This window comes from Pseudovibrio sp. FO-BEG1, assembly GCF_000236645.1.
Classification (GTDB): Bacteria; Pseudomonadota; Alphaproteobacteria; order Rhizobiales; family Stappiaceae; genus Pseudovibrio.
In genome coordinates this window covers 308,350-320,541 of record NC_016646.1, presented here as the reverse complement: position 1 = coordinate 320,541, position 12,192 = coordinate 308,350, and the positions used below count along the sequence as shown (strand labels likewise).

Genomic DNA, 12,192 nt, shown 5'->3' with positions numbered 1-12,192 from the left:
TTGAGCAAGGAGTTGAAGCGTCTTTCTGCATGCTAATCGCCAGTTTGTCCCGTTTATCCTCAGTTTGGGGAGGATGTTTTGCGTCCTGACCCTTGAGAACACCTACTAGACTTAGTGGGTGAACGGTGTAGCTATGCAATCTGTTGGTTCAGTGGCGTCGTTCAGAAAACTGACGCCGGCAATGGTTGCCAGTCAAAAGCTGGCAATGGCCAATGACATTGTAAAGACGACAAAATCAGAAGTTGCGATGGCTTTGAAAAAGGCTGCCCCTGCCTTGGGAATTGATGGCACCACCTATCATATTCTCGACATTCTGATTGGCCTGACAGCCGCAGAGGACTGGTCGCAGGACCGCCGCCCACTGGTCGCGATCTCTAATGAAAAACTGGCCGAATACGTCAGCCGCTCTTCTCGCACAGTGGTTCGTTCCCTGCGTAGATTGGTGGAAGCTGGCGTTCTTGCCTACAAAGACAGCCCAACAGGTCGCCGCTATATCTATCGCGCGGGAGAAGACCGTCAGATTGAGCGTGGTTATGGACTGGACTTTTCTCCAGCACGGCAACGTCTGGACGAGTTGAAGCAGATTGGCGCTGAGTTTGCAGCCCGCCTTGCCCAGGAAAAAGAAGCAAAGCGTACAGTCAGCCGTCTCTCCAGAGCGATGACCGATCTGTTTCGCCTGGCTGCTCATGAAGAACTCGATGTTTCTGAGATCGCCCGTGCCTTCAATGAGCTGTTGGATCAACCGATGGGGATCGTTGAACGAGCTGAAGCACTGACAATGCTTCACGAGCTTCTTGTTGCGCGATTTGAAACTACAGAAGATACCTCAGAAAAGGGTGGTGCTGAACGGCAAGAAAGTGCTGTTTTTTTTGAAGAAAAATCAGAAATGTCATGCACACAAGACAATGATGTCACCCCTTATAATAATACAACCTCTCAAGACTCTTGGATTAAAAGTAAACAGCAGCATGCATCTAACGATGCATCCATAAATAACCACAAATCCGGTTACACCGAATTTGAAATGGCTCTTGAAAAGGATCCAAAAAGCGAAACTCGTGCCATATCTCAAACTTCAGGTAAAACTGAAAGTCTGAATTGGTCAGAACATGCTGATCCTCACGAGAGTGATCAATTCTCCCCTCTCCTGTCAGAGGTTTCTCTTGGCTTGCTCGGCTCAGCAACTCAGGAAACGCAAGGTGCGTTGGGGCTTGATCTTTCCAGTTGGAGCAGTCTGATCGACAGTTCCGATGATATGCGCCTGTTGATTGGCCTCTCTCAAAAAGGCTGGTTTGATGCGAGAAACAGGGTTGGCGACTATACGGCCGCGGCGGTCCTGATCACCACGGTTGAAAAGGCCTTGCGCGATCCGGAAAGCATTGCTCGCCCGGCCGGATATTTCCGCGCCTGTATCGATCGTGCGGTTGATGGCAAACTGGCTCTGCATCGCACATTGTTTGGCCTTGCAGCTTCCGGTGGATCAGCGGCCGCCGAAAACTAGCCGACCTTTCAGACTAAGCTCCTGAAGGGTCAATCAACCAGAACTGGACGCAATGGATATGTCTCAAAATGCAGCTGCTATTGAAAATGCCCAAGTGGTTCTATTTGAGGAAAGCGACAAGCAATCCTTGCGGAATTTTCTGGCAGTTGCCTGGACTGAGGCGCATCTGACGGAACTGGGCGACGACCTGACAAAGCGACTGGTTGCGCGGCTTGAGACGGATGACTTGGGCGGCGTGGTTCCTGGGCCGGATGGCCAGCTTCACCTGGCAAAAATTGGCGAGAAGATTGTTGGCTCTCTCGCCTGTGCTGTCCGTGGTGAAGTGGTTTACATCTGGGCCTGCTATCTCGACAGCGCCTATCAGGGCAAAGGATTGGCGCGGCAATTGATGAAGCAAGCGATGGCGGAGTACTCGCCTGATCAGGTTGCCGGAATCTATGTCCTGAAAGAAGCTGAAGATGCAAAGCGTTTCTACCAGAAAATTGGCTTTATTGACTGCGGTCCTTCTGAGTTGGAAGTGGTTCCGGACACATACACGCCAGCGCACATCATGCAAGCGCGGATCGGGAACCTGAAACTGGACTAGTGCAGTGAGCCTGACCGGTACCTCATAATTTTACTTGCCGGTGCTGTGCAATTGAATGCTATCAATTAGCCTTACACATTGCGGAAGACACCAAAAATCAGATGTCCTGAATAAACGCCCGAAAACCGTGCGCTGAAAATGACTCCTGACACTACAAGAAATCATGCTTTTTGAACTACCAGATACCAAAGTGCTCTATCAGGCACTTCTTGATCGCGATCCGGACTATGATGGCCGGGCTTATGTTGGCGTGCGCTCAACCGGTGTGTTTTGCCGCCTCACCTGCCCTGCTCGCAAGCCGAAGTATGAGAACTGCTGCTTCTTCGAGACGATCGCAGAATGTTTTGAAGCCGGATTTCGCCCTTGCAAGCGCTGCCATCCGGTGGGAACGTCCGCGGATAATGATGAAGTGGTGACACGTTTGCTCTGTGAGTTTGAAGCAAAACCGCACCATAAATGGTCAGAAGCGGACATCGTTCGTCTTGGACTGGATCCATCTACCGTGCGCAGAAGCTTCAAACGTCAGTACGGAATTACATTTCTGGAAATGGCACGCCTCTCCCGTTTGCGTGACGGATTTGAAACACTTTCCGATGGTGGCAAGGTGATTGATGCGCAGCTTGCCTCCGGCTTTTCATCTCCAGACGCATTCCGTCAGGCTTTTGCGCGATTGCTTGGCTGTAAGCCGGCTGAACTAAAGGGCAATGGTCTTCTCAAAGCGGATTGGTTTGACACTCCGCTTGGCGCAATGATCGCCGTAAGTGATGATCGCGCACTGCACTTGCTGGAGTTTGCAGACCGTAAAGCCCTCCCCGCTGAACTCTCCCGTTTGCGCAAGCAAGTGAAGGGAGGTCTGGGCCTTGGCCGCACGGCACCAACGGATCAGATCGCAAGTGAACTTGGTGAGTTCTTTGAAGGCAAGCGTCTGGATTTCGACGTGCCGCTGGTGATGCATGGCACTGAGTTTACCAAGGATGTTTGGCGCGAGCTGCGCCGCATTCCGATTGGTGCCACTAAAAGCTACAGCCAATTGGCGAAACAGATCGGGAAGCCGAACTCAACCCGCGCTGTTGCTCGCGCCAATGGGGCGAACCAGATTGCCATCGTTATTCCATGCCACAGGGTTGTTGGAATGGATGGACGCTTGACCGGGTATGGTGGTGGTTTGTGGCGAAAGCAGAAATTGATTGATGTGGAACTGAAAATAGCAAGATCGAAAGGCCTTATTGATGTCTCAGGCTGACAAAGCAAAACAATTTGCCGCTCTCCATGTTAAAGGCGAGCCAATCACCATCTACAACATTTGGGATGCTGGCACTGCCCAGGCCGTGGCAAAGGCAGGTGCCAAGGCCGTTGCAACGGGAAGTGCCTCTGTTGCTGCAGCCCATGGCTATGAAGATGGCGAGAAAATCCCTCTTTCACTGGTCGAAATCATCGCAAGCCGCATTGCTGAGAGCGTGGAAGTTCCCTTCTCTCTCGATTTCGAAGGTGCATACGCTGATAGCCCTGCTGATGTAAAGGAAAATGCGGCTCGGATCATCAAAACAGGCGCTGTTGGCGTCAATTTTGAAGATCAGAAGGTCAACGGCAGTGGTCTTTACAGCGTTGATGAGCAATGCGCGCGGATTTCTGCTTTCCGAGAAGCTGCGGATGAGGCAGGCATCCCGTTCTTCATCAACGCCCGCACTGATATGTTCCTGAATGAACCGGATGCGAGCAAACATGCGGGATTGGTTGAAGAAGCAACTGAACGCGGGAAGCGATATGCGGAAGCAGGTGCCAGCGGTTTTTTCATCCCAGCCCTTTCGGACACAGATCAGATCGCCAAAATTTGCGAAAATGTACCTCTACCGGTCAATGCCTACATGATGAAAGGTATGCCGGAGATTGCTGAACTTGGAAAACTGGGTGTTTCTCGTGTGAGCTTCGGTCCTGGTCCTTATCGCGAGGCGATGGTGGACCTGAAACGAAAAGCTGAAAGTATTCTCTAAACTAGATAAGAGGAGCATTGGCTCCCCTACTCTGTTTTCAAGTGAGGCCTATTTGCCTTCTCTGAATTTCTTTCTCATTTTGTCACGCATTTCCTGCTGCATCTCGCGGAAGGTCGCCATTTGCTCCGTGCTCAAGACCTGAGCCATTTGCTGATCGAGTTTCTCGCGAGATTCTTGCATTGGGCCACGAACTTCTCGAAGTTGAGCGATGGTTGGCTTCTTACCGCGCTCAATACCAGCCCCTTTCAGGATGGCGCGACGTTCTTCCATCGCCTGCTGCATAATAGGGCTCACTTTTTCCTTCTGCGCATCAGTTAGCTGAAGCCTTTCCGCCATCATCTCCATGCGTTGCTGTCCTTTACCAGGATCAGCATAGGCAACGAGTGGCGTTGCAAAGAGGACGGACAGGGAGAGGGCAATTGCCTTGAACATGGGGACTCCTGTTTTTCTGCTGTTGCTTTTGGAAACTCTGAAGGTACGCAGCGGTAAGTGCAAACCAAATAGTGTAAGAGAACGTCTTCGTTCCGGGCATTGTGACAGGTCGTTACACTTTCACTAACCCATTAAAAATATTGGGAAATATTCCAATCAGATTGCTTAGTTTTTTCATAAAGATGTGCCCGCCCCGGGTAGGAGGCGGGCACAGTTGCCAGCATTGGGGGTCAAGGCAACTTAAAGATGAAGCTTAGTCAAAAAGATCCTGACGAGCTTCGGTTCTGCGAATGACACGACGCGCGGTAGCTCTGTCCTGACGACGGTCCCATGCATTGGGGGCAACTGCGACCGGTGCAGGTGTAACAACAGTGGTTGTTGGAGCCGGTGTGACAATTGTTGTAGCGGGGGCTGGCACAACAACGGCCTTAGGCGCAGTGTTCAATCGACAGATTTGGAGTGGGTTGCGACCGGAGTCATAAATAGCAACACAACCCGTTAATGAGTTTGTCTGGATAATCGTTTTGGTGCCGTTGCCGTCATAAAAGGTTAAAGCATCGGCGAAAGCTGCGCCTGAAAGAGTAACAAGAGCGGCGCCTGCAATAGCAATTCTTTTCATTTTGATCTCCGGTTCAGTCGTCCAATAAGTCAGCTCGGCGTGGCGATGGAATATGATCGCCGGGCTGCGGTGATTGCGTTGAAGGGACTATCGGAGATCGATCGAATTGAAGCAATTTGAGTTTTGTAATCGCCTGTCGTGATGCTCTGAGGCTGACAAACTCAGTTACAAATTGGGCGGATAAACACGGTTTGCGATACAGTTTGATGCAAAATACCTAAGGTTTTCCGCCAGTTTTGGGGAAAAGCGTTGTTGTAGAGTGTGGGCTAAGGAGAATTTGGCAGCCCAGAATTGGACTTGGCAGCTGCCAATAATTGCTGCCAAGTCATTTCAATCAGGTTGCGGGCTGGGCCAGTGAGCAATCGAGGATCTCGGTGCCGCCCATCAGATACTCGCTCAATGTTTCCCGGTGTGCCGGTGTAAGTTTCGTCCACTCATCCCGTAACCGATCAAGGCACTTTTTCTGATACTTGAAGATCTCCTGCGTGAAGAACCCTTCCGGTAAGTCGGCGGTAAAGGTGGTTTCCCCCTTATCGATGGCTCTGGCGTTCGCCGACAAGAATGGAAGGTAAGTATCTCCAGCCATTTTGAGAAGATCTTTGAGAGCTGGTGTCAGTTCAGAAACCCACTCCCCTTCAAAGCCTGAGGCGTCGTCGATGTGATCGAGCCATCGGAACACAAATGGGAACTCTTTCTGCAACATGGCAGAGGGAGTGGGATCGTCTTTGAGTTGGTAGAGTTGACCGAAGATTGCCACGTCTGCCAAGGAAGCTATATCGCCGAACAGGAAGTGCTGCTTGGAGACGACTGCCTTTTCAAGAATGGCGAGCATGCGTTTGGTTGAGGTTTCGATGATCGGCGCCGTTTCGGGAGTACACCCTACCTTCGGCATGCGGCTGATCTGTCGAGCCCCAAATTGCTGACCCATGGCTTTGATCGTGTTTTCGTCCAATCCCAGACAAGCATCATACAACAGCCAGCTTGGTACAACCTTTCGATCTTCCTCATAAAACCAGCGGTAATGGAACATCGCTTTGACGAGCCATTCATCCGCCATGTCCTCAATCAAGTAACACGCAAAACGGAGCAGCGGATCGTCAGGCAGGAGTGACCTCCCCTCCCCCTTTGTTTCCAGATGAAGCAGCAGCGGGGTGGAATCGTTCATCCAAGTCTCATCCGGAAACTTGACGACAGGGATAACTGGAACTTTAACGTGTTTGACCGGGCTGTTTGGCCCCATCGGCGCACAGAGTTTCCATGCGTGTGGAATGCGTTTAGCTCTGAATGCGGCTCGCACTTTCATGGAGTACGGTGAGCCCAATGCTCCGTGTATTTCAAAACTTCCCATAGTCCCCTCCCCTCACTTGGCAGGTTTGGTTTTACAATATGATCCCTGCCAAACGTGTTGGTTACATGTCTTTCAAGATTGCTCCATTACCCTGCCAGCGGATTTCCTCTCCCCTCTCCATCTGAACCATCATGTTCAAAACGGCATCAGGATTTTCCATTGGCAGAAAATGGGTGTGATCTGGAACGTAGATGTCTTTTGCATTCGGCATGTTCTCTGCCAGAAGTTCCCAGGTCGGAGATGGCGAGAAGTCATGCAGTGGTTCCTCCGGCTTTCTGCGGCGTGCGCGTACTACTGTGGTTGGTACAGTGACGGAATCTAACAATGGATAGATGTGATCCCCATAACAGGTACGGTAGACTTCAGCTTCTGCATCTGGCGGGCACGCAAGTTGGTAACCCTCGCCCTGTTCTGTTTCTATCAGGCCATGCTGACAATAGTCCTGCAGGATCTCGGGGAGCCAGCTGTTGTAGGGTTTGCGATCCTTGAACCGCTCGTACATTTCACCAACATTGCTCCATTGGTTCCGACGGCGTGCCACTGGGTGGTCTTGATCAGCGATGTTTTTGAAGATCGGAAGCAGTGGCTTCGGAAAGACGACCGGGTCGAGCAAAAGAATGTTTTGGTAGAGTTCTGGAAACTTGGCAGCTGCCAAGATTGTCAAATGACCACCGCAAGAGTGCCCCACCCCATAGACTTGCTTCAAGCCGAGTTCCCTGACCACGGCAAAAAGATCTTCTCCCAAGTCGTTCCAGAGTTTCGGCAGAGCTGCGTTCTCACTCATTCCGTGACTGCGCATATCCCAGGCGATCACGTGTCTGCCTGGAAAGTGCTTGATGATGTAATCCCAGACGCGACCATGAAATCCAGTCGCGTGAAGCAGCAGAAATGTTGGTCCTTCACCAGCCCACTCGTGAAGACAGATCTGATGATCTCCAGCTGAAACGAACTTCTGAATGGGGGTATCTGAACGCATGAAAGATCCTCTGAAGCAATAACAGAGAAAGTTTAGCCATACCGTATACGAGAGCAAGCTCTACCAAAGCAGAATAGTAATTTTATTTGCGATAAACGACTTGGCAGCTGCCAAGTTTCTTGGCTTGCGTGATCAGGTTACAGGAAATGCGTTTTCGATTGGTATCTCAAATTCGGGTGCTACAGAGAATACATCAATGCTGACCGAACCTCCTGGAACATCTGCGTTTTGAATCTCCAGTGTGGTCAATGTTTCCCAACTATGGTCATTATCATACGCATCTAGATCAACCTGTAAGGCGTATTGCTCATTTTGATCTTTCACCAAGCGCACATATTGCTCAGTGAAGTAGCGATACTGACTAAGTCCACCTTCGCCGTAGTCGCTAAGGAGCTTCGATACGTCAATGATATCGCGATCAGTGCCGTTAAGTGAGTTTGCTTGATAGTCCGCGATATGATCTGCTGCTCCATCCAGTTGCTCAAAGAAGTAGATATCTGAGCCTTCGCCGCCCGTCAGAGTATCTTGTCCTTCACCAGCATAGAGATGATCGTTGCCCTCAAATCCGTTGATTGCATCGTCACCTTCAGTGCCTCGCAGTGTGTCATCTGCCGAGCTTCCATTAACTGGGTTCTTGTCGCTTCCGGTCTCTCCATCAACGGTGGGAAGCATATGAATTGTCGAAATGGACGGTGATGAACTACCACTCTCTGTATGAAGGACCACGGAAAGACTTCTTGCTTCAAGACTATCTGAGTTGGTTGAGAACGTAAGCGAGTTGATCAAGTTTTGATAATTTGAAGCATTGAGGTTGCCTGAGAAATTCAATGTGAATACGCCGTTGTTGTTATCTTGCAGCTCACCCGTGAGACCATCGATTGCTGTATAGTTCAGGACATCGCCGTTTTGAGCATTGAAGAGTTTTAGTGTTAGTCCAGTTAATGGTTCCTGTAATCCGTCAATCTTGGCAGACTTGGCAACTGCCAAGTCCTCTCCACCAATTTGGTAACTGGCATCTATGTGCCGTTCCTCCAGAGGATCAGGTTGCTCAACTGAGACCGTGAGATTGCTGATCCTGAGAGTGTCTGCAGACGAGAGTTCACCTGGAGCAACCAACCTTATCGTCGTGGCCGAAGAGATATGGTTGCTGAGGTCGAAGCTTATAGTTTTCGACTGCGAATGATCTTCAGTGCTGCTGATCTCTGCAATCCTCTGAACGGAGCCATCGGCCATCATGACTTCAATATAGAAGAGTTTACTTGTCTCTGATGAACTGAAGTTAGCGGAATAGCTAAGCGAAAGCTGCGCTAACTGCGCACCCGTTAGATCAAAAGTTTTGCTGAGGCTTGCAAGATTATCGTCGCCATTTGCGGAAGCGCTAGACTGATCAGTCAGAACGAGTTCGCCCGTTGCGTTATCAATGTAAATGTCGGAGGAACCATCATTTGAGGTGGTAGCTAAGCCGTCATCTCCAGACTCTTTCCACGCGTCGGACCGAATATCATCGGAGATATTGCTGGTGTAGTTATCAGAGTCGAAGTCCCAACTGACTTGGTAGCTGCCAGCTTCGCGTGTGTGAAGGTAAACTGTTGGAGGCGGGGTTGGCGTATCACCCCCTTCGGTGACCTGGATCTGATAGGCCTGCGAAGCTTCTGCGCCTGATGGATCTCTGGCGATGATCGTCACGTCATAGATATTGTCGCCATCTTGATCTCTCGGAACATCATAAGAGATTTCGTCCTTCCAGCTGACTTTGCCTGTTTGTGCGTCGATATTGAAATGGGCCGCATCAGGCCCTTGGAGAAAAAAATGGAGGCTGTCTCCATCAGCGTCTGATGCGTTCGCAGTGAAGACATCCTGTGGTCCATTGTCTTCGACGGTCAAATGAAGAGGCGTGTCTTGTCCGACACCTGAAAAGATCGGCGCATCATTCTCTGGACTGAGCTCGATGGAGACAGTCACGGTCTCACTGCGTTCACCGTCAGCATCCTGAATATAGTAGCTAAAGCTATCAGACCCATTGGCGTTGGGATGTCCGGTATAGTTGAATGTGTTGTCCGCGTTCTGTGCCAGATGACCCTTGGCAGGTGCCAAGACGATATGAACGGAGTAACCTTCACTGTTCAGAATGTCGTTTCCCAGTAGATCTAAAACGAGCGGTGTGTCTTCCTTGCCTGTGAACTGGTCAGCAATGGCGACAGACTTTCCATCAGTAATGTCGAAAGAGAATGAGAGCGGAAGAGTATCTTCATCTCCGTCAGTGGCGATGATGTCGAACGCCATCGACATTTCGGATAGCGCCGCATGATCAATCGGAGTGAGGCACTCGACTGTATAGGAACCTGTATTGCCTGGGTCCAATGTGACTTTGAAGACTAGCGTACCATCTTGAGTCTTCGCGACGAGTTCGTTTCCGATACCTGATATGGAATAGAAGACCTGCGCTCCATTAACGGTAAATGGGGCAGGCGTGCCGCTCATGCCGGATGAGAATGAGAGTGCTTTTGTTGACCCGACATCTGCTCCCCACTGAATGTTGAGCGTGCCGGACTGGGAAATAGATGCATCTCCGTTCATACGCGCTTCAAAGAGGTCTGTTTCGGAAAGGCCTATAATCTCAGGCGCAGAACTTGCGACAGGTACGCTATCTGAGATTGAAATCTGCAGTGTCCCAGTTGCTGCATCTCCATCAAAGTCGGTCGCTATGTACTGCAGTTGAAACTGGTCAACGCTCTGAGAATGATTGAGGGGAGCATGCTGTGTAACAGAATACGCTCCACTGGCGGAATTCAGCGTCGCGCTGAAAATTGCCGTCGTACCTTGCAGAAGCGTTATCTTGTCGCCTGAAAGATCCCAGCTGAAGCCTGTTGGAAGAGGAGCTTCTGTCCATGAGACCTGTATTCCATCTACACCAGCGGAGACTGGGAGTACACCTGTCAGACCAAGACTATCCTCAGCCGATGCGTTGCTTTGATCTATTTGCGTAAACGCATCGTCGCTCAGCGTGAGTTCGATCGGCGCTCCAACAGTGGGACTATCGTCTTTGATTGAAACGTTGAAGTGCCCTTGGTCTGTGTCGCCATCTCCATCGGTGATCACGTAGTGGAGTTTGATTTCTTCCTGATCTAGCCCATTGGTGTGTTGAAGCGGGTTATGTTGCTTGACTGTGTAGGCTCCCTTGCCATCCGTAAACTGTGCCGTCAGGATCAGCGTATTGCCCTGTTTTACGCTGAGCAGCTGCCCTTCGATGATGTAAAGCAGACCGTCTGGATCTTCCGGCAATTGCCAACTGATGTTTGCAGTATCTGCTCCAGCGTTATGAGGCAGGTAATCTGATGAGAAACTCAGTTCAGCTTCGTCGCTCAACTGGCTTTCATCAAAAACGATCTGGTTGAGTGGGAACGCCTTGGGTGTATCGTCCAGCGACGTGACGATAAGAGTGCCAATTGCATTTTGGCCTTGGGTGTTTGTCGCTGAGAAGTTCAGGTTGAATACCGCGTCACCGTTCCCTGCGTTTATGATTGTGTTGTGTTGCGTCACACTGTAGGTGCCAGTCGATGCATTCAGAGATACAGATAAAACGATTTGCCCACCTTGTAGGATAAGAAGTGTTTGCCCTTCTTGAGCAAAGCTGAAGCCCGATGTTGGAGTAGGATCATCCCATGTCAGTGTGACTGGGCCTTGTTGTGAGCCCATAGGCAGAATGCCTGATGTTGAGGCGCTGTTCGGATCTCCATCTGACCCTCCCGCTAAGCCTGCCTCAGATACGGTTGCTGTTAGGTTCCATTCCGAAGGCATAGGATCGTCGGTTACGCGGAGATCCAGATAAGAGATCAGACTGTCTCCATCTGCATCTTTTGCAATGAATCGAAAACTAAGTAGAAGATCTGAATTGCTAACTGGGTGATCTAACTGCGTAAACTGCTGATAAGTATAGGTGCCGTTGGTTGATGTGGGATCCAACGTTACTTTGAAAACGAGCGTACCATCGCCTTTTAGGCCTTTCAGAATATGTTGACCTTGTGGGCCAAATTCTGACTGAAAAAGAACCCGCGCACCGCCGGAGGTAATATCGAGCGGATCACCTGAGCGGCCGAGTGGGCGTCCAGCTGCATCAAGTGTAAATAGCAGTGCGCGGGAGTTGGTACCATCCACGCCAAAATCAATAGCGAGGCTATCGCTGACTGAAATATCGGTGGATGTGCGAAGGGATGCTTCCTCTACTTTGAGTATCGGAAGATCGTTTGCTCGGGAAACTGTCGAGTTTGGTTGAACATACAAGTCTACGGGAGAAAACTGAGGAACTGCAATACTCTCAGGATTACTTATTTTTGAAAGAGCAAAAGGAGCGCCTTCCAAGTTGGAGTTCTTGTTTTCCGCAAAGTGACTGTGGCTGGTGGCAGAACTTAACTCTGCCAATCTAGGTGTTTGATGCAAAGTTGGAAAACTAGCCGTATCCGAAGACTGATGAGATTCTTCGGCAGGTTTGTTTGTTCTGCTTTGGGCAGGGGAGGGGACATCTTCCTGAAAGCTGCCAAGTTCCAACGCAGCATCGATTTGCACTGCTGCCAAGAACTGACTTTGTGTTGTGAGCGGGCCGGATGGCATCAAAATAAAGAACTCGTTGGCCGGCCCACCAAAGAAGCCTTCAATCACGATAATCTGTCCATCAGCTTGCCGAATGTGCAACTGGGAACCATCTCGGGCAAGTTGAGCTGTCCCGATCGTTTTGGAAAGAT

Annotated in this window: 9 protein-coding genes; 4 read left to right on the top strand and 5 right to left on the bottom strand. The window is 50.3% G+C overall.

The genetic code is table 11. From position 1 onward, the window contains the following. The first annotated feature begins 133 nt into the window (after positions 1 to 133). The 4 genes from repC (at position 134) to PSE_RS26020 (ending at position 4,078) form a co-directional block, all read left to right on the top strand. Positions 134 to 1,501 (top strand): plasmid replication protein RepC, encoded by a 1,368-nt coding sequence (gene repC, locus PSE_RS26035; RefSeq protein ID WP_041769239.1) that lies wholly within the window; start codon positions 134 to 136, stop codon positions 1,499 to 1,501. 58 nt (positions 1,502 to 1,559) lie between these two features. Then, positions 1,560 to 2,087: a GNAT family N-acetyltransferase gene (locus PSE_RS26030; RefSeq protein WP_148266300.1), complete on the top strand. Its 528-nt coding sequence runs from the start codon at positions 1,560 to 1,562 to the stop codon at positions 2,085 to 2,087. Positions 2,088 to 2,250: 163 nt separating this feature from the next. Next, positions 2,251 to 3,330, top strand: coding sequence for a bifunctional transcriptional activator/DNA repair enzyme AdaA (locus PSE_RS26025; RefSeq protein ID WP_014290389.1), 1,080 nt, complete (start codon positions 2,251 to 2,253; stop codon positions 3,328 to 3,330). Beyond that, entirely contained in the window at positions 3,317 to 4,078 is a 762-nt protein-coding gene (locus tag PSE_RS26020) for an isocitrate lyase/phosphoenolpyruvate mutase family protein (RefSeq protein ID WP_014290388.1), read from the top strand. The genes PSE_RS26025 and PSE_RS26020 overlap by 14 nt, the downstream gene beginning before the upstream one ends. A 48-nt stretch (positions 4,079 to 4,126) precedes the next feature. Here PSE_RS26020 and PSE_RS26015 read toward each other — a convergent pair whose 3' ends face one another. From PSE_RS26015 to PSE_RS25995, 5 genes are all read right to left on the bottom strand, one after another. After that, positions 4,127 to 4,510: a hypothetical protein gene (locus tag PSE_RS26015; protein ID WP_014290387.1), complete on the bottom strand. Its 384-nt coding sequence runs from the start codon at positions 4,508 to 4,510 to the stop codon at positions 4,127 to 4,129. 253 nt (positions 4,511 to 4,763) lie between these two features. Next, a complete protein-coding gene (locus PSE_RS26010; RefSeq protein ID WP_008550851.1) occupies positions 4,764 to 5,129 on the bottom strand; it encodes a hypothetical protein in 366 nt (121 codons plus the stop codon). Between the two features lie 334 nt (positions 5,130 to 5,463). Further along, complete coding sequence (locus PSE_RS26005; protein WP_041769236.1) at positions 5,464 to 6,477, bottom strand: glutathione S-transferase N-terminal domain-containing protein; 1,014 nt, start codon at positions 6,475 to 6,477, stop codon at positions 5,464 to 5,466. A 61-nt stretch (positions 6,478 to 6,538) separates the two neighbouring features. Further along, positions 6,539 to 7,453, bottom strand: a complete 915-nt coding sequence (locus PSE_RS26000; RefSeq protein ID WP_014290385.1) for an alpha/beta fold hydrolase — start codon at positions 7,451 to 7,453, stop codon at positions 6,539 to 6,541. Positions 7,454 to 7,585: 132 nt separating this feature from the next. Then, entirely contained in the window at positions 7,586 to 12,109 is a 4,524-nt protein-coding gene (locus PSE_RS25995) for a DUF5801 repeats-in-toxin domain-containing protein (RefSeq protein ID WP_244421404.1), read from the bottom strand. Positions 12,110 to 12,192 lie beyond the last annotated feature (83 nt).